The following is a 17,631-nucleotide window of genomic DNA, read 5'->3' as shown; positions in this document are numbered from 1 at the left end:
GACTCGGGTCACGGTGGTTGCAAGGATGATGCCTGGCACCGACTTCGAAATTCACACTGAACCCTGTGGGAGCTGGCTTGCCAGCGATAGCGGTGGGTCAGTCAGCATCATTGTTGGATGTGACGCCGTCATCGCTGGCAAGCCAGCTCCCACAGGGATTTAGGTGAGCTTCGAGATCAGTATTCGGCCCTCACCATTTCAGCGACGTTCGATTGGCACGAACTTGCGCTGTTCAACGCCGACGTACTCGGCGCTTGGACGGATGATGCGGTTGTTGGCGCGTTGTTCGAACACGTGTGCAGCCCAGCCGGTCAGGCGCGAGCAAACGAAGATCGGCGTGAACAGCTTGGTCGGGATGCCCATGAAGTGGTACGCCGAGGCATGGTAGAAATCGGCGTTCGGGAAGAGTTTTTTCTGTTCCCACATGGTCTTGTCGATGGCTTCGGAAACCGGGAACAGCACCTTGTCACCGACTTCGTCAGCCAGCTGTTTCGCCCAGCCTTTGATCACTTCGTTGCGTGGATCGCTGTCCTTATAGATCGCGTGGCCGAAGCCCATGATCTTGTCCTTGCGCTCAAGCATGCCGAGGGTGCCTTTGATCGCCTCTTCCGGCGACGAGAAGCGTTCGATCATTTCCATCGCTGCTTCGTTGGCGCCACCGTGCAGCGGGCCGCGCAGCGAACCGATGGCGGCGGTGACGCAGGAATACAGATCAGACAGGGTCGAGGCGCAAACGCGGGCGGTGAAGGTCGAGGCGTTGAATTCGTGCTCGGCGTAGAGGATCAGCGAGACGTTCATCACTTTGACGTGCAGTTCGCTTGGCTTCTTGTCGTGCAACAGATGCAGGAAGTGGCCACCGATGGATTGTTCATCGGTCACGCAGTTGATGCGTTTGCCGTCGTGGCTGAAGCGATACCAGTAGCACATGATCGCCGGGAACGCGGCGAGCAGGCGGTCGGTCTTGTCGCGCTGTTCGGAGAAGTCTTTCTCCGGCTCAATGTTGCCGAGGAACGAGCAACCGGTGCGCATCACGTCCATCGGGTGGGCGTCGGCGGGGATGCGTTCGAGCACTTCTTTCAGCGCTTGCGGCAGGGCGCGCAGCTTGCTCAGCTTGCCTTGGTATTCGTCGAGTTGCGCCTGGGTTGGCAGTTCGCCGTAGAGCAGCAGGTAGGCGACTTCTTCAAATTGCGCATCGGCTGCCAGTTCGCGCACGTCGTAGCCGCGATAGGTCAGCCCGGCACCGGCCTGGCCCACGGTGGACAGTGCGGTTTGCCCGGCAACCTGGCCACGGAGCCCGGCGCCACTGAGTACTTTTGCTTCGGCCATTGTGTTCTCCAATCTTCTTGAATTTGTATGGGGAAACTTGTGGGAGCGAGCCTGCTCGCGAAGGTGGCTGGAACACCTCGGTGCATCAGGGACACCGCGTTATCGTTGGCGTCCTTCGCGAGCAGGCTCGCTCCCACAGGGTTTGATTCAGCCTTTCTTTTGTGCAAACAACGCGTCGAGCTTCTGCTCGAACGTGTGGTAATCGATGCGATCGTAAAGCTCCATGCGAGTCTGCATGGTGTCGATGACATTCTGCTGCGTGCCATCGCGGCGGATGGCGGTGTAGACGTTTTCCGCCGCCTTGTTCATCGCACGGAACGCCGACAGTGGATAGAGCACCAGCGACACATCGGCGCCGGCCAGTTGCTCGGTGGTGTACAGCGGCGTCGCGCCGAACTCGGTGATGTTGGCCAGAATCGGCGCTTTCACGCGGTTGGCGAACAGCTTGTACATCTCCAGTTCGGTGATGGCTTCCGGGAAGATCATGTCGGCGCCGGCCTCGATGCACGCGGCAGCGCGATCGAGTGCCGATTCCAGACCTTCCACCGCCAGCGCATCGGTGCGCGCCATGATCACGAAGCTGTCATCGGTACGCGCATCAACCGCAGCCTTGATGCGATCGACCATTTCCTGCTGGCTGACGATCTCTTTGTTCGGACGGTGGCCACAACGCTTGGCGCCAACCTGATCCTCAATGTGAATCGCCGCCGCGCCAAACTTGATCATCGACTTGACGGTGCGCGCCACGTTGAATGCCGACGAGCCGAAACCGGTGTCCACATCGACCAGCAGCGGCAGATCGCAAACGTCGGTGATACGGCGCACGTCGGTCAGCACGTCATCCAGGCCGGTGATGCCCAAGTCCGGCACGCCGAGCGAGCCTGCGGCCACCCCGCCACCGGATAGGTAGATCGCCTTGAAACCGGCGCGCTTGGCCAGCAGCGCGTGGTTGGCGTTGATCGCGCCGACCACCTGCAATGGATGCTCGCTGGCGACCGCATCGCGGAAACGCTGGCCTGGAGTGCTGTGCTTGGAACTCATGACTCACCTCGTTCAGTGGCTGTCTTATTGTGGGCGCCGTCCTGGTAATGACGGGCGATGTTGCGTTTTGAGGCGCCGATGTGACGGCGCATCAACAATTCCGCGAGTTCGCCGTCACGGTCGGCGATGGCATCGAGAATCCGGTGGTGTTCGGCAAACGCCTGGCGCGGGCGGTTCGGTGTGGTGGAAAACTGGATGCGGTACATGCGCACCAGTTGATACAGCTCGCCGCAGAGCATCTGCGTCAACGTACGGTTGCCGCTGCCCTGGATGATCCGGTAGTGGAAATCGAAATCGCCTTCCTGCTGGTAGTAACCGACGCCAGCCTGAAACGCCGCGTCGCGCTCATGGGTCTCCAGCACGCGGCGCAGTTCGTCGATTTCTTCGACGCTCATGCGCTCGGCCGCCAGACGGCAGGCCATGCCTTCGAGGGATTCGCGGATTTCGTAGAGTTCGAGCAATTCGGCATGGCTGAGCGATACCACCCGTGCGCCGACATGCGGCACCCGCACCAGCAGGCGCTGGCCTTCGAGACGATGGATCGCCTCACGTAACGGCCCGCGGCTGATGCCGTAGGTGCGCGCCAGCTCCGGCTCGGAGATCTTGCTGCCCGGGGCGATCTCGCCTTTGACGATGGCCGCTTGAATGCGCCGGAAGACGTTTTCCGAAAGCGTCTCGGAATCGTCGCCGCTAATGACCGGGGGATCGAGTTGATCCAGCATGATTGTCGACACCTTTAAATCCAATGCGGCAAAAACTAGCCAATTCGCCCGCATCAGTCAAAGGATAAATAGGTATTGTCGACAATCGTCTAATAACCTTAAAAGATCGCAGCCTTCGGCAGCTCCTACAGGGCGCACGCAAATCCAATGTAGGAGCTGCCGAAGGCTGCGATCTTTTGATCTTTTATAGACCGGCCCAAGCGCTGGCGCCATAAACCCACCGTGCTAGAATGCCGCCCGCATTTGCTGGCCATTTGTACGGCTTGTCATAAAAAGCTGATAGGCACACGAAGGGCCTTGCGCAAGTTTTGCCAAGGACCTGAACCGAAAACGGAACGCTGCGCACCAGGATTTATGAGACTCAAGCCCTTCCCCACATTCTTTGCCCTGTTTTGCCTGCCCGGCCTTGCCGCCGCGGGGGAAAAAACCGTGTATGGCCTCAACGAATACGCTTCGCTTGACGGCATCAATCTGGAAGTCGCGGCCAAACTCGACACCGGCGCGAAAACCGCCTCGCTGAGTGCCCGCGACATTAAACGCTTCAAACGCAACGGCGAGTCCTGGGTACGTTTCTACCTGGCCATCGACGCCGCGCATTCGCACCCGATCGAACGGCCACTGGCCCGGGTCAGCAAGATCAAGCGCCGTGCCGGCGACTACGACCCGGAAGAAGGCAAGAAGTACACCGCCCGTCCGGTGATCGAGCTGGATATCTGCATGGGCACGGCAATGCGCAGCATCGAAGTGAACCTGACCGACCGAAGTGCGTTCCAATACCCGCTTTTGATTGGCTCCGAGGCGCTGAAACGCTTCGATGCGCTGGTCGACCCCAGTCTTAAATACGCTGCCGGCAAACCCGCCTGCACCATCGCCGCTCATACCGCCGAGTAATTTCCATGCGTTCTCTAACCTTCCACCTGAAAATCCTGATCACCATTCTGGTGCTGCTGGGCGTTTCGGTTACGGCCTATCAGATTTTCGTACTCGGCATCCCGGTGACCGAAGATGCGACCGACGACTTGTGGAACATCGACGCCAAGGTCGAGTTCGTCGCCAGCACCAAGGATCCGGTGAAGATCCAGATGTTCGTGCCGCCATTGAGCCGCGATTACGTCAGCCTCAACGAAAGCTTTATCTCCAATAACTACGGCGTCGCCGTGAACCGCGTCGACGGCAACCGCAAGGTGACCTGGTCGGCCCGTCGCGCGAAGGGCAACCAGACGCTTTATTACCGTCTGGTGCTGACCAAGCGTTACACCGCGGAAAAAACCAAGATCAAAGGCCCGACCTCCCGCGACAGCAGCGCCATCGAAGGCCCGGAAAAAATCGCCGCCGAAGCCCTGCTCGCGCCGATCCGCCAGCACTCGGCTGACGTCGAAACCTTCATCGGCGAGGCGATCAAACGCGTCAACAACCTCAACGATGACAACGTGAAACTGCTGCTGGCCGGCGATCCGTCGACCGCGCACAAAGCCAAGATCGTCGAACTGCTGCTGTCCATCGCCCACGTGCCGGTGGAAAAAGTCCACACCATCCGCCTCGTCGCCGATCAGCCGCAAATGCCCGAACTGTGGCTGCGCAGCTTCAACGGCAACGACTGGCTGTACTTCAACCCGGAAACCGGCGAGCAAGGCCTGCCGACCGACCGCCTGCTGTGGTGGACCGGCGATGAAAACCTGATCACCGTCGACGGCGGCAAGAAAGCCAACGTGACCTTCAGCCTGAACAACAGCGAGATGAACGCGATTCGTCTGGCCAAGCTGACCGACGAAAACACCGACGCCAACTTCCTCGAATACTCGCTGTACGGCTTGCCGCTGCAGACCCAGCAGACCTTCATGATCATGGTGATGATCCCGATCGGCGTGCTGGTGATCCTGATCCTGCGCAACCTGATTGGCCTGCAGACCCTCGGCACGTTTACCCCGGTACTGATCGCCCTCGCCTTCCGTGAAACGCAACTGGGCTTCGGCATTCTGCTGTTTACCGTGATTACGGCGCTGGGCCTGTCATTACGTTCGTATCTGGAACACCTGAAGTTGCAAATGCTGCCGCGACTGTCGGTGGTGTTGACCTTTGTCGTGGTACTGATCGCGGCTATCAGTCTGTTCAGCCATAAACTCGGTCTGGAGCGCGGCTTGTCCGTGGCACTGTTCCCGATGGTGATTCTGACCATGACCATCGAACGCCTGTCGATCACCTGGGAAGAGCGCGGCGCCAGCCATGCGATGAAAGTCGCGATTGGCACGCTGTTCGCCGCGTCCCTGGCGCACCTGATCATGACCGTGCCTGAACTGGTCTACTTCGTGTTCACCTTCCCGGCGATCCTGTTGATCCTGGTGGGCTTCATGCTGGCAATGGGGCGTTATCGCGGCTACCGCCTGACGGAACTGGTGCGCTTCAAGGCTTTCCTGAAGAAGGCTGACGCCTGATGTTCGGTTTCTGGAAGACCTGGAAGGCCCTGGAGGCGCGGGGCATCATGGGCATCAATCGGCGTAACGCCGACTACGTGCTCAAGTACAACAAGCGCAGTCTGTACCCGATCGTCGATGACAAGATCATCACCAAGGAGCGCGCCATCGCGGCCGGCATTCACGTGCCGGAACTGTATGGCGTGATCTCCACCGAGAAGGAAATCGACAAGCTCGGCGAGATCATCGGCGGGCGCAGCGACTTCGTGATCAAACCGGCCCAGGGCGCCGGCGGTGACGGCATCATCGTTGTCGCCGACCGTTTCGAAGGCCGCTACCGCACGGTATCGGGCAAGATCATTGCCCACGAAGAGCTTGAGCATCACATCTCAAGCATTCTTACCGGTTTGTACTCGCTGGGCGGCCATCGTGATCGGGCGCTGATCGAATACCGGGTAACGCCGGATCAGATTTTCAAAAGCATCAGCTACGAAGGCGTGCCGGACATTCGCATCATAGTGCTGATGGGTTATCCGGTGATGGCGATGTTGCGCCTGCCGACCCGGCAGTCCGGCGGCAAGGCCAACCTGCACCAGGGCGCCATCGGTGTCGGTGTCGATCTGGCGACCGGTCTGACCCTGCGCGGCACCTGGCTGAACAACATCATCACCAAACACCCCGACACCACCAACGCGGTGGACGGCGTGCAACTGCCCTACTGGGACGGTTTCATGAAACTCGCCGCTGGCTGCTATGAGCTGTGCGGGTTGGGTTATATCGGCGTGGACATGGTGCTGGATCAGGAGAAGGGTCCGCTGATTCTAGAGTTGAATGCGCGGCCTGGGTTGAATATTCAGATTGCCAATGATTGTGGGCTGACGTTGCGTACGCATGCGGTTGAAGCGCGGCTGGAAGAGCTGAAGGCGCGTGGGGTGACGGAATCGGTTGAAGAGCGCGTGGCGTTTACCCAGGAAATGTTTGGGCATATTCCTGCTGTGGAAGGCTAAAAGCTGAAAAGCCCCTCACCCTAACCCTCTCCCAGTGGGAGAGGGGACTGACCGAGGTGGATGTTCGAGGTACGCCGACCTGAAAGTCTTGAGTCGAGCTCAAGTTTTGAAAAGCCCCCGATCTGCCCCCTTCCCCCCGCCAGCTTGAGATATCGAGCCGAACCTGGATCTTGAAAAGCATGAAGATCGGCTCCCTTTCCCCCTCGCCCCCTTGGGGGAGAGGGCTGGGGTGAGGGGGTAGGCTTTTGATTTTGATCTGACAGCCGAGAGAGGACTACAATCCCCACCCCGCCTCAACGGCCGATCTGCCTCGCCCATGTTGACCTGTTCCGTACACCCGCTGCCCTACCGCGCCAATCCCGCCGACTACTTCGCGGCCATTCGCAACGCCCCCGGCGCCGTGCTGCTCGACAGTGGCCGCCCAAGCGCTGACCGCGGCCGTTATGACCTGCTCAGCGCCTGGCCGCTGGAACAACTGGCGGTGTTGCCGGACGAGAGCGGCAGCCATTTCCTGCAACGTCTGCGTGACAATCTGAATCGCCTCGGTGAGGCTGATTTACCAGCGGGTTTCGAACTGCCATTCGCTGGCGGCTTGATCGGCTATCTGAGCTATGACTTCGGCCGGCATCTGGAAAACCTGCCGAGCCAGGCTCGCGATGATCTGCAATTACCGGATGCACGTTTTGGCCTGTACAACTGGGCACTGATCAGTGATCACCAGTCGGCCACCAGCCAATTGGTCTTCCACCCGTCGGTGATCGATAGCGAGAAGCAACGGCTGATAGCGCTGCTCACTCAGCCACACACAGACACATTGGTACCGTTCAAACTGAACAATCCGATGACCGCCGACCTCTCGGCCGACGATTACCGTCAGGCCTTCGAACGCATTCAGCATTACATCCAGGCCGGCGACTGCTATCAGGTCAACTTCGCCCAGCGCTTTCGCGCGGCGTGTCAGGGCGATCCGTGGCTGGCTTACTGCAAATTGCGCGAAGCCTGCCCCACGCCGTTCTCCGGCTTCCAGAGCCTGTCCGGTGGCGACGCAGTGCTGAGCCTGTCGCCCGAGCGCTTTGTCAAAGTCAGCCGGCGCCAAGTCGAAACCCGGCCCATCAAAGGCACTCGCCCCCGTGGCCTGACTCCAGCAGAAGATGCCGCCAACGCCGCCGAACTGCTGGCCAGCCCCAAGGATCGCGCAGAAAACCTGATGATCGTCGACCTGCTGCGCAACGACCTCGGGCGCACCTGCCGCATCGGCTCGGTGCGCGTGCCGGAGCTGTTCAGTCTGGAAAGCTATCCGAACGTGCATCACTTGGTCAGCAGCGTCACCGGTGATCTGGCGGACGACCGTGATGCACTGGATCTGATTGCCGGCAGCTTCCCCGGCGGCTCGATCACCGGCGCGCCGAAGATTCGTGCGATGCAGATCATCGATGAGCTGGAGCCGACCCGGCGCGGTTTGTATTGCGGCTCGTTGCTGTATCTGGATGTGCGCGGCGAGATGGACAGTTCTATCGCGATTCGCAGTCTGTTGGTCAAGGATGGGCAGGTGTGTTGCTGGGGCGGTGGCGGGATTGTTGCTGATTCGGACTGGCAGGCGGAGTATCAGGAGTCGATTACTAAAGTCAGAATCCTCCTCGAAACCCTGCAAACCCTCTGAGCAATGATCGTTCCCACGCTCCGCGTGGGAATGCAGCCCGGGGCGCTCCGCGTCCCAAGCGGACGCGGAGCGTCCATTGAGGCATTCCCACGCAGAGCGTGGGAACGATCATCAGGTAGCCAGGCTTACAGGCTGAGGTCGCGGTTGGAGGCCTTTAAGAATTCCTGCTTCAACTCGGCAAAGCTGTGCACCGCCGGAAACTGCGGAAACTCGCGAATCACATTCTCCGGCGCATGAAACAGAATCCCCGCATCCGCCTCGCCCAGCATCGTCGTATCGTTATACGAATCCCCCGCCGCAATCACCCGGTAATACAGGCTCTTGAACGCCAGCACCGACTGGCGCTTCGGATCTTTCTGCCGCAACTGATAGCTGGTCACCCGCCCGCTTTCGTCAGTGATCAGACGATGGCAAAGCAAGGTCGGGAAGCCCAACTGACGCATCAGCGGCTGGGAAAACTCATAAAACGTATCCGACAGAATCACCACTTGAAAGCGCTCACGCAGCCAGTTGACGAACTCCACCGCGCCGTCGAGCGGCTTCAGCGTGGCGATCACTTCCTGAATATCGGACAGCTTCAAGCCGTGCTCGTCGAGGATGCGCAGACGCTGCTTCATCAGCACGTCGTAATCGGGAATGTCCCGGGTGGTGGCCTTGAGGGAGTCGATTCCGGTTTTTTCGGCGAAGGCGATCCAGATTTCCGGCACCAACACTCCTTCAAGATCCAGGCAAGCAATTTCCACAAGACACTCCCGTTTGTATTGATTATTTGAGTCGAGCGAGGCCGAACTCTAGCGGCTCAAATCCACTCGCGCAACGCACAGCGCACCCCGAGCCACGCAGCTTTTTGTTACCATCGGCCCCATATAGAGCGCCCAGCGCCACTGACCTGTAGGAAGCCGCCCTGATGAGTGCAACGTTCGACGTCGTGGAACTCGCCACGACCTATGCCAACAAATCCGCGCAAGACATCCTCAAACTCGCGTTTGCCGAGTTCGGCGATGACTTGTGGATATCTTTCAGCGGCGCCGAGGATGTGGTGCTGGTGGACATGGCCTGGAAGCTCAACAAAAACGTCAAGGTGTTCAGCCTCGACACCGGCCGCTTGCACCCGGAGACCTACCGCTTCATCGAGCAGGTGCGCGAGCACTACAAGATCGATATCGAAATCGTCTCGCCGGACTACACGAAACTGGAACCGTTCGTGAAGGAAAAAGGCCTGTTCAGTTTCTACAAGGACGGCCACGGCGAATGCTGTGGCATCCGCAAGATCGAGCCGCTGCGCCGCAAACTGTCCACCGTCAAAGCCTGGGCTACCGGCCAGCGCCGCGACCAGAGCCCCGGCACCCGCAGCGCCGTGGCGGTGATGGAAATCGACGGCGCGTTCTCCACGCCGGAACGCACCCTGTACAAGTTCAACCCGCTGGCGCAGATGACCAGCGAAGAGATCTGGGGCTACATCCGCATGCTCGAGCTGCCGTACAACAGCCTGCATGAGCGCGGCTTCATCAGCATTGGCTGCGAACCGTGCACCCGCCCTGTTCTGCCGAACCAGCATGAGCGTGAAGGTCGCTGGTGGTGGGAAGAAGCGACGCAGAAAGAATGCGGGCTGCATGCGGGGAATATCATCAGCAAGGCGTAACTCCCTGCCGCGCTGATTTCCCCCTGTAGGAGTGAGCCTGCTCGCGATAGCGTTTTATCAGCCGATGATTTTTTTGGCTGATACACCGCTATCGCGAGCAGGCTCACTCCTACAAAGGTCACTAGCGACTCAATAAATGTGTACACACGAATGTCACCATCGGTGCCATTTATGTGTGCACTTTTTTGTTTCCGCGCCCTGAAAAGTTACATCCCGCCTGAAAATCCCTCGCTCTCGCCTTTCCTGAAAATCCCTCATCAAAAATAAATACCTGTTCAAACGGTCAATTTTTAACCACTTATTTTCAAAGACTTAGCGTGCATCGATAACTTTTCGAAATGAGCACAGCTGCACATAGACCGCTAACTGGCACAAATCTGGCTTTAGTGCATACATGTTTTGTATACAAAACTGCAGAACATACCCACACTTTCGATCCGCAAGCCTGAAGCGCCCTATCCCGTACAGGCTGCAGATGCCCCGTAACCAGTGATGTTTTTCACTGCCGCGACGAAGATTTGTCGAGCCTGACGGCTTATGTACAGTCATCGCGGCCCTGAACATCAGGAGCCTGCCGGAATGCGTACAAGTCTCTCCAATAACATCGCGCTGAATCTGCCCGCCTCTCCCGTTACCCAACCGTTACCCCATGACGGACTCACCGAGCCGTTAAAACTCAGTCCGCGCCTGCACAATAGCGACCTGGCACCGACCAAGGCCGAAGGTCGACGCTGGGGCAAATACAGCATTTTCGCCCTGTGGACGAACGACGTGCACAACATCGCCAACTACTCCTTCGCCATCGGCTTGTACGCGTTGGGCCTGGGTGGCTGGCAGATTCTGTTGTCGCTGGGGATCGGCGCGGCGCTGGTGTATTTCTTCATGAACCTGTCCGGCTACATGGGACAGAAAACCGGCGTGCCGTTTCCGGTCATCAGCCGGATCAGTTTCGGCATTCACGGGGCGCAGATTCCTGCGTTGATCCGGGCGGTTATCGCCATTGCCTGGTTCGGTATTCAGACGTACCTGGCCTCGGTGGTCTTTCGCGTATTGCTCACAGCGGTACACCCCGGTTTCGCCGAATACGACCACAACTCGATTCTTGGCCTGTCGACTTTGGGCTGGGTGTGTTTCGTGGCGATCTGGTTCGTGCAACTGGCGATCCTTGCCTACGGCATGGAAATGGTGCGCCGCTACGAAGCGTTTGCCGGACCGGTGATTCTGCTGACCGTCGCTGCGCTTGCCGCGTGGATGTACTTCCAGGCCAACGCGACCATCGCTTGGTCGACTCGCGAACCGCTGACCGGTGGCGAGATGTGGCGCAACATCTTTGCCGGCGGCGCGTTGTGGCTGGCGATCTACGGCACGTTGATTCTCAACTTCTGCGACTTCGCCCGCTCTTCGCCATGCCGCAAGACCATCAAGGTAGGAAATTTCTGGGGTTTGCCGGTGAATATTCTGGTGTTCGCCGCGATTACTGTCCTGCTCTGCGGTGCACAATTTCAGATCAATGGCCGGATCATCGAGAGCCCGACCGAGATCATCGCCTCGATCCCCAACACGTTCTTCCTGGTGCTCGGTTGCCTGGCGTTTCTGATCGTCACAGTGGCGGTGAACATCATGGCCAACTTCGTCGCTCCGGCCTTCGTCCTCAGCAACCTGGCGCCAAAATACCTGACCTTCCGCCGCGCCGGGCTGATCAGCGCCACCATCGCCGTGTTGATTCTGCCGTGGAATCTCTACAACAGCCCATTGGTGATCGTGTACTTCCTGTCCGGCCTCGGCGCCCTGCTCGGCCCGCTGTACGGCGTAATCATGGTCGACTATTGGCTGATCCGCAAAGGCCGGATCAACGTCCCGCAGCTCTACAGCGAAGATCCCAACGGCGCTTATTACTACAGCCGCGGGATCAATTTCCGTGCGGTGGCGGCGTTTATTCCTGCGGCGCTGATCGCCATCGTCCTCGCGCTGGTTCCCGGTTTCCACAACGTCTCGCCGTTCTCCTGGCTGATCGGTGCGGGGATTGCCGGAATGCTTTACCTGATCATCGCCAAACGCCAGCCGCACTACGCCGACGTCAGTGGCGAATCCATTGCGGTCGACAACGTCTGCCATTAACTCCCTCGCGGCCCGGACTTCGGGCCGCAGAACTGCCCGCTATAAGGATTTCCCCATGCGTATTCTCGTGGTCAACGTCAACACCACCGAATCCATCACCGATGCCATCGCCCGCTCGGCGCAGGCTGTCGCTTCACCGGGTACTGAAATCGTCGGTTTGACGCCGTTCTTTGGCGCCGACTCGATTGAAGGCAATTTCGAAAGCTACCTGGCGGCCATCGCGGTGATGGATCGGGTGATGGCCTACGATCAGCCGTTCGATGCGGTGATTCAGGCCGGTTATGGCGAACATGGCCGTGAAGGTTTGCAGGAATTGCTCAACGTTCCTGTGGTGGATATCACTGATGCGGCGGCGAGTATGGCGATGTTTCTCGGCCACGCGTATTCGGTGGTGACCACGCTGGATCGCACCGTGCCGCTGATCGAGGATCGGTTGAAATTGTCCGGTCTGTGGGATCGCTGCGCTTCAGTGCGTGCCAGTGGTTTGGCCGTTCTGGAGCTGGAACACGAGCCGCAGCGTGCGCTGGAAGCCATCGTGCAACAGGCGGAACTGGCGGTGACGCAGGATAAAGCCGAGGTGATTTGCCTGGGTTGCGGCGGCATGGCCGGGCTGGATGAACAGATTCGTCGACGTACCGGCGTGCCGGTGGTGGACGGCGTGACGGCAGCGGTGACGATTGCGGAATCGCTGGTGCGCTTGCGCTTGTCGACGTCGAAGGTGCGAACGTATGCGACGCCGCGACCGAAGAACATTATTGGCTGGCCGGGGCGGTTTGCCCGCTAGACCGCGTTATCGTTCATCGCGAGCAGGCTCACTCCTACAGGCGGACGCATTCCAATGTAGGAGTGAGCCTGCTCGCGATGGCCACCCCTCGGTCTGATGCCTTGCTCAAATCGTACTGAACCGCCGCGCCAACCCCCGCTCCGCAAACTGCTCAATCACAAAATCCACAAACGCCCGCGTCTTGCCCGGCAACAACTTATGCTCGGCGTAGTAAATCGAAATATTGCCATCATCGACAAACCAGTCCGGCAACACCCGCTGCAATCTCCCCGACTCCAGATACCCCACCGCAAACGGCATGCTCACCAGCGCAATTCCCAAGCCTTGCGCCGCCGTCCTGCAAGCGGCCTCGGAATCACTCATCGTCATCCGTGCCTTGAGCGTCAACGGCCGACAGTTCTGCGGATTGCGCCCGGTCAATTGCCAGGAACGCACACGCCCTGTTTGCGGCGAGCGGATCAGAATGCCGTCGTGATGGCTGAGGTCGTCCGGCTCGGCGATCACGGGATTGGCCTGTAAATAGTCGGTGGACGCGACCAATATCCGATGCGCCGGGCTCAACTTGCGTGCGATCACGCCTTGCGGCAGTTCGAAACCGCCACCGATGGCCGCATCAAAGCCCTGGGCGATCAGATCGACCTGTCGATTATCGAAATGCCAGTCCGGGTTGATCGCCGGATATCGCCGCAAAAACTCTCCGAGCATCGGCACGATGTGCAGACAGCCGAACGCTGCGCCCATGCTCACCTTCAGCGTTCCCGCCGGAAGCCCTTCGACACTGGACAGATTGGCCACGGCATTTTGAATAGTGGTCAGGCTGCCACTGACCTGATTGAGGAAAAGTTGTCCGGCCTCGGTCAGCGTCAGGCTGCGTGTACTACGCTGGAACAGCCGTACGCCAAGCCGCACTTCAAGTTTGGCCACACTCTTGCCGACTGCCGCCGGGGTCAGACTCAAGCGCCGCGCGGCTTCGGCAAAGCTGCCGACCTCGGCACTGCGCACGAAGCATTCGATGCTGCTGAAGGTTTCCATGATCGCCACTATAAACTTCTGGTTTACACAGACTATAGCAATCATGGTCTACACAGTTGTCGATGCCAAGCCGATACTCGCCACCAATACCAAGGCATTCCCGCCTTGAACACTCTGGAGATCGAACATGACCACTCAACACCTCAGCGGTAAAGTCGCTCTGATTCAAGGCGGTTCCCGTGGTATCGGCGCTGCCATCGTCAAACGTCTCGCCGCTGAAGGCGCTGCAGTAGCCTTCACTTACGTCAGCTCCGCCGCGAAAGCTGAAGAGTTGCAAAACAGCATCACCGCCAACGGTGGCAAAGCTCTGGCGATCAAAGCCGACAGCGCCGATGCCGCCGCCATTCGCCACGCCGTCAACGCCACCGTCGAAGCCTTTGGCCGAGTCGATATTCTGGTTAACAACGCTGGCGTACTGGCCGTCGCACCACTGGAAGACTTCAAACTCGAAGACTTCGACCAGACTGTGGCGATCAACATTCGCAGCGTATTCATCGCCTCGCAGGAAGCCGCCAAACACATGGGCGAAGGCGCACGCATCATCAACATCGGCAGCACCAACGCCGACCGCATGCCCTTCGCCGGCGGCGGTGTGTATGCGATGAGTAAATCGGCGCTGGTCGGTTTGACCAAAGGCCTGGCCCGCGATCTTGGCCCTCGCGGCATCACCGTCAACAACGTGCAACCTGGCCCGGTCGACACTGATATGAACCCGGCGCAGGGTGACTTCGCCGAAAGCCTGATCCCGCTGATGGCCGTCGGTCGCTACGGTAAAGCCGAGGAAATCGCCAGCTTCGTCGCTTATCTGGCGGGCCCGGAAGCCGGTTACATCACCGGTGCCAGCCTGACCATCGACGGTGGTTTCGGCGCCTGATTGTTTCCGAATCGCCTGAGCGAAAAACGCCGCCCCTCTTTTTACAGAGGGGCGGCGTTTTTCTGTGTCAGGTGTTCAAGCCCATTCCAGCGCCGGTAATCCGCAGGCACTCGGTGTGAAGGCTTTCAGCGTACGAAGAATCCCGTCAGCGTGTGCGTATTTTTCATCGGCCATGGCCGCATCAGGGATGGCGATGGCAGTCATCCCGGCGGCTTTCGCGGCGGTCACGCCAAACGGCGAATCCTCGAACACCAGACAATCTTCAGGTGCAACGCCCAGACGCCGGGCAGCAGTGAGGAAAATGTCCGGAGCAGGTTTAGCCGCGCCGACTTCCGGGTCGTCCGCCGTAACGATGTAATCAAACAACGCAAACCAGTCGCGGTGCAGCGTGGTTTTCTGGCCAAACGACTGGCGCGACGAACTGGTGCCCACCGCGATGGGAATGTTGTGCGCCTTGAGGTGACGGATCAGTTCCTCGGCACCCGGCATCGCTTGCGCAGTGGGAAAACGCTCACGCATCAATGGCTCGCGGATCACCAGAAATTCTTCGGCGGTGATCGGCAGATCCAGCGCCTGCACCACGTAGTTCGCCAGGTCGTTGGCACCGCGACCGATGATGTTCTGCTTGACGCTCCAGTCGAAGGTGCGCCCGTAACGCTGGGCAATCAGCGAGGTGACCTCGGTGTAAATGCCCTCGGTGTCCAGCAGCAAACCGTCCATATCGAAAATCACGGCCTTGATCGGGCCGAACGCCTTCAGCGGTGCATTCATCATCGGATCCGTTAAAAAAGACATCCCAGGCGCCTGAAGCAGGTCGCTGCTCGGATCTGATTAAAGGGTTCAGCAGCATAACGAGCGCGAAGGACATTGGGCAACGGGCAATCTCCGTTGAACCGATGAACTACTCGCAAGCATTTAGCGAAACATCCTACAGGCATCACCTACTTACCCGACTTCTTTCCTTTTTCATCCCCAGCAAAGTCCCCGCACCTTTTTTGACGTGCGCGAGAGACTGCGAATGCTTGAGACCGATCGGTTACTGGCCCTGAACAACAGCATCGGCCTGCTGGTAGTTGCAGCGCTCAATCCCCGGCATCCGGATTTTGAAAGCCTGATCAGGGAGTTTCGCCTGTGCCTCAACGACTACGAGGCCTGGGCCGAGCAGTTCTGGACCGGGACGGCGCTGGATGCCGAACAAGTGTTCACCGTCGGCAACGACGTACGCCTCAGCGCACCGATCAAGTCTCGTCAACCGATCAGTTCATCGGTGGCGATGTGTCCGGCCAGCGGGCCGTTGACGCTGGTGCACATGTTCGACGCGGCTCGGTTCGTGCCGATCGGCGATACCCCGGTAACACTCGAACCGGTGCTGGCTGAAATCGACGGCGTCCTGACCTTTGGCGAGCCGCTGTACTACACCATCGGTTCGAGCGGCATTCTGCAAGTGGCCGACTGCGATCGGGGCCAGCGTTATCGCATCACCTTCTTTCCCGATGTTTGCGCCGAGCATGTGCGGACGCTGTATGCCTCCTACGAGGCAACGCTCGCCCATCTGGAAGGTTGGCTGCGTGACGAGTGGACTGGGTTTCAGCCGCAGTGGAAGGAGTTTTCCAGCGCCGGATTTCTTGACCGTTATGGTCAGTTGCAGCAGGCAGACTGGCGCGGATTCGAGAATGTCCTGAACGGGGTTTGGGATGACATCAAGCAACTGTTCGCTCTCCTCGCCGACTTGCAGGCCAACAGCGAAAAACTCCTGGACTACCTGAGCCCGGTTGAACTTGCGGCGCTGCTGCAAGCCTCCAGCGAAGCCATCGCCAACGCTTTGCTGATGCTCAGTGATGAGCCGCTGCTGTTCATTCAACTGGCGGCATTTACCAATTGGCTGAAGATGTTGCCACCGCAGTACCTGGCGGAAGTAGTCGCCGAAGTTCGCGTCGAACTGCTGATCAGCTTTCTGTTGATGAGGGTGTGTGGCGGCATCGGTGTGCAGATGCGCTTGAGCAGCAAGGTATTGGCGAAGATCAAGTCGCCGCGGGCACGGGAATGGTTGACGGCTTCGGCGTCGCGGTTGGCGGAGCTGAACCCGGCGTCCGAGCTGAGCGGGCATGCGCGCGTGCTGAAGCCGCTCGCGGTTAACGCGCGTGATGTCGAGTTGAAACCAACGCCAGCCATTGCGTTGAACATTCGCCAGGCTGACTCCATGGTTTTGAAGGTGGCTAATCCCCTGCCTATCGCGCGGGACAAGTCACGCGGCATGGCTCAATTGCAGCGGCATGAGCATCATGATGACTCACCCGATCAAGCAAAAAACCCCAACGGCGACAGCGCCGACTGCGTACCGCTGACCTGCACCAACGGTTGTCCGGTGTCGATGGTCACCGGCGAAGAACTGCTGACCCTGTCCGATGCGGTGCTCGATGGCGTGCTGCCGCTCGAGTTCAGCCGTCTGTATCGCTCGAGCGCCGTCGAGATCGATGTCGGGCTGGGCTTTGGCTGGAGCCATTCGCTGGCGCATCGGCTGGAGTTTTTGGGTGATGAGGTCGTCTGGGTCGATCACGAAAACCGTCGAACGCGGTTCCCGCTGCCGAGCGTCGAGCGACCGGCGATTCACAACAGTTTGTCGCGGGCAGCGATTTTTCTTGGCGATGAACCGGAGGAGTTGATCCTTGCGCTGGCCGGGGACACGGCGCGGTTCTATCACTTTCGCGCGGGTCTGCTGACGGCGATCAGTGATGTTTATGGCAATCGTCTGACGCTGCAGCGCGATCGGTCTGACCGGGTGCAGCGACTGGATAACGGCGCGGGTCGTGCGCTGTTGTTGCGTTATGACCGGGCGCAGTTGGTTGCAGTTGATTACCAGACGTTTCAGCGTGGTGAATGGGCGACTGAACAAAACCTCGTCAGCTACTGCTACGACGCCCGTCAACGCTTGTTGGCCGCGACCAACGCGGTCGGTGACAGCGAGCGTTATGACTACGATGACACCCACGTCATTTTGCAGCGGCAACTGGCTG

At 59.2% G+C, this 17,631-nt stretch carries 15 protein-coding genes; 9 read left to right on the top strand and 6 right to left on the bottom strand.

Going from position 1 to position 17,631, the window contains the following annotated elements; genetic code table 11:
• Positions 1 to 198: 198 nt before the first annotated feature.
• The 3 genes from prpC to AK821_RS20050 form a co-directional block, all read right to left on the bottom strand.
• Positions 199 to 1,326 (bottom strand): bifunctional 2-methylcitrate synthase/citrate synthase, encoded by a 1,128-nt coding sequence (gene prpC / locus AK821_RS20060; RefSeq protein ID WP_064391258.1) that lies wholly within the window; start codon positions 1,324 to 1,326, stop codon positions 199 to 201.
• A gap of 147 nt (positions 1,327 to 1,473) precedes the next feature.
• Complete coding sequence (gene prpB / locus AK821_RS20055; RefSeq protein ID WP_016983750.1) at positions 1,474 to 2,367, bottom strand: methylisocitrate lyase; 894 nt, start codon at positions 2,365 to 2,367, stop codon at positions 1,474 to 1,476.
• A complete protein-coding gene (locus tag AK821_RS20050; protein WP_172828118.1) occupies positions 2,364 to 3,086 on the bottom strand; it encodes a GntR family transcriptional regulator in 723 nt (240 codons plus the stop codon). The genes prpB and AK821_RS20050 overlap by 4 nt, the downstream gene beginning before the upstream one ends.
• 357 nt (positions 3,087 to 3,443) lie before the next feature.
• Between AK821_RS20050 and rloA the strand changes: the two genes are divergently transcribed.
• The 4 genes from rloA (at position 3,444) to pabB (ending at position 8,167) form a co-directional block, all read left to right on the top strand.
• Positions 3,444 to 3,980, top strand: coding sequence for a retropepsin-like aspartic peptidase RloA (gene rloA / locus AK821_RS20045; protein ID WP_053116866.1), 537 nt, complete (start codon positions 3,444 to 3,446; stop codon positions 3,978 to 3,980).
• A 5-nt stretch (positions 3,981 to 3,985) separates the two neighbouring features.
• Positions 3,986 to 5,521 carry an osmotic stress tolerance membrane protein RloB gene (gene rloB / locus AK821_RS20040; protein WP_064391257.1) on the top strand — a complete coding sequence of 512 codons (1,536 nt, stop codon included), beginning with the start codon at positions 3,986 to 3,988 and terminating at the stop codon, positions 5,519 to 5,521.
• Entirely contained in the window at positions 5,521 to 6,507 is a 987-nt protein-coding gene (locus AK821_RS20035) for an alpha-L-glutamate ligase-like protein (RefSeq protein WP_064391256.1), read from the top strand. The genes rloB and AK821_RS20035 overlap by 1 nt, the downstream gene beginning before the upstream one ends.
• A gap of 316 nt (positions 6,508 to 6,823) precedes the next feature.
• Positions 6,824 to 8,167, top strand: a complete 1,344-nt coding sequence (pabB, locus tag AK821_RS20030; RefSeq protein WP_064391255.1) for an aminodeoxychorismate synthase component I — start codon at positions 6,824 to 6,826, stop codon at positions 8,165 to 8,167.
• Between the two features lie 125 nt (positions 8,168 to 8,292).
• On the opposite strand, the gene thrH is transcribed toward pabB, so the two are convergent.
• Positions 8,293 to 8,910: a bifunctional phosphoserine phosphatase/homoserine phosphotransferase ThrH gene (gene thrH / locus AK821_RS20025; RefSeq protein WP_064391254.1), complete on the bottom strand. Its 618-nt coding sequence runs from the start codon at positions 8,908 to 8,910 to the stop codon at positions 8,293 to 8,295.
• A gap of 164 nt (positions 8,911 to 9,074) precedes the next feature.
• Between thrH and AK821_RS20020 the strand changes: the two genes are divergently transcribed.
• The 3 genes from AK821_RS20020 to AK821_RS20010 all read left to right on the top strand — a co-directional run bounded on the left by AK821_RS20020 (position 9,075) and on the right by AK821_RS20010 (position 12,711).
• Complete coding sequence (locus AK821_RS20020) at positions 9,075 to 9,809, top strand: phosphoadenylyl-sulfate reductase (RefSeq protein WP_064391253.1); 735 nt, start codon at positions 9,075 to 9,077, stop codon at positions 9,807 to 9,809.
• A 579-nt stretch (positions 9,810 to 10,388) separates the two neighbouring features.
• Positions 10,389 to 11,927, top strand: coding sequence for an NCS1 family nucleobase:cation symporter-1 (locus AK821_RS20015; protein WP_064391252.1), 1,539 nt, complete (start codon positions 10,389 to 10,391; stop codon positions 11,925 to 11,927).
• 55 nt (positions 11,928 to 11,982) lie between these two features.
• The gene (locus AK821_RS20010; protein WP_064391251.1) at positions 11,983 to 12,711 is read left to right on the top strand and encodes an aspartate/glutamate racemase family protein; all 729 of its coding nucleotides are present in this window, start codon (positions 11,983 to 11,985) and stop codon (positions 12,709 to 12,711) included.
• Positions 12,712 to 12,816: 105 nt separating this feature from the next.
• On the opposite strand, the gene AK821_RS20005 is transcribed toward AK821_RS20010, so the two are convergent.
• A complete protein-coding gene (locus tag AK821_RS20005) occupies positions 12,817 to 13,743 on the bottom strand; it encodes a LysR family transcriptional regulator (protein ID WP_064391250.1) in 927 nt (308 codons plus the stop codon).
• Between the two features lie 127 nt (positions 13,744 to 13,870).
• On the opposite strand from AK821_RS20005, the gene AK821_RS20000 reads away from it, so the two are divergent.
• Positions 13,871 to 14,617, top strand: coding sequence for a 3-oxoacyl-ACP reductase family protein (locus tag AK821_RS20000; RefSeq protein ID WP_064391249.1), 747 nt, complete (start codon positions 13,871 to 13,873; stop codon positions 14,615 to 14,617).
• Between the two features lie 75 nt (positions 14,618 to 14,692).
• On the opposite strand, the gene AK821_RS19995 is transcribed toward AK821_RS20000, so the two are convergent.
• Positions 14,693 to 15,388, bottom strand: coding sequence for an HAD-IA family hydrolase (locus tag AK821_RS19995; protein ID WP_064391248.1), 696 nt, complete (start codon positions 15,386 to 15,388; stop codon positions 14,693 to 14,695).
• 247 nt (positions 15,389 to 15,635) lie between these two features.
• On the opposite strand from AK821_RS19995, the gene AK821_RS19990 reads away from it, so the two are divergent.
• Positions 15,636 to 17,631, top strand: a 1,996-nt coding sequence (locus AK821_RS19990; RefSeq protein ID WP_236708330.1) for a DUF6531 domain-containing protein, incomplete at its 3' end; no start/stop codon positions are given.

This window comes from Pseudomonas sp. RIT-PI-r, assembly GCF_001297015.1.
Classification (GTDB): domain Bacteria; phylum Pseudomonadota; class Gammaproteobacteria; order Pseudomonadales; family Pseudomonadaceae; genus Aquipseudomonas.
This window is presented reverse-complemented; position numbering and strand designations above follow the sequence as displayed.

What these genes read in the sequence shown, in the direction of transcription:
- prpC (WP_064391258.1), bottom strand. Translation starts at nt 1,326, where the DNA reads ATGGCCGAAGCAAAAGTACTCAGTGGCGCCGGGCTCCGTGGCCAGGTT.
- prpB (WP_016983750.1), bottom strand. Translation starts at nt 2,367, where the DNA reads ATGAGTTCCAAGCACAGCACTCCAGGCCAGCGTTTCCGCGATGCGGTC.
- rloA (WP_053116866.1), top strand. Translation starts at nt 3,444, where the DNA reads ATGAGACTCAAGCCCTTCCCCACATTCTTTGCCCTGTTTTGCCTGCCC.
- rloB (WP_064391257.1), top strand. Translation starts at nt 3,986, where the DNA reads ATGCGTTCTCTAACCTTCCACCTGAAAATCCTGATCACCATTCTGGTG.
- AK821_RS20035 (WP_064391256.1), top strand. Translation starts at nt 5,521, where the DNA reads ATGTTCGGTTTCTGGAAGACCTGGAAGGCCCTGGAGGCGCGGGGCATC.
- pabB (WP_064391255.1), top strand. Translation starts at nt 6,824, where the DNA reads ATGTTGACCTGTTCCGTACACCCGCTGCCCTACCGCGCCAATCCCGCC.
- AK821_RS20020 (WP_064391253.1), top strand. Translation starts at nt 9,075, where the DNA reads ATGAGTGCAACGTTCGACGTCGTGGAACTCGCCACGACCTATGCCAAC.
- AK821_RS20015 (WP_064391252.1), top strand. Translation starts at nt 10,389, where the DNA reads ATGCGTACAAGTCTCTCCAATAACATCGCGCTGAATCTGCCCGCCTCT.
- AK821_RS20010 (WP_064391251.1), top strand. Translation starts at nt 11,983, where the DNA reads ATGCGTATTCTCGTGGTCAACGTCAACACCACCGAATCCATCACCGAT.
- AK821_RS20005 (WP_064391250.1), bottom strand. Translation starts at nt 13,743, where the DNA reads ATGGAAACCTTCAGCAGCATCGAATGCTTCGTGCGCAGTGCCGAGGTC.
- AK821_RS20000 (WP_064391249.1), top strand. Translation starts at nt 13,871, where the DNA reads ATGACCACTCAACACCTCAGCGGTAAAGTCGCTCTGATTCAAGGCGGT.
- AK821_RS19995 (WP_064391248.1), bottom strand. Translation starts at nt 15,388, where the DNA reads ATGAATGCACCGCTGAAGGCGTTCGGCCCGATCAAGGCCGTGATTTTC.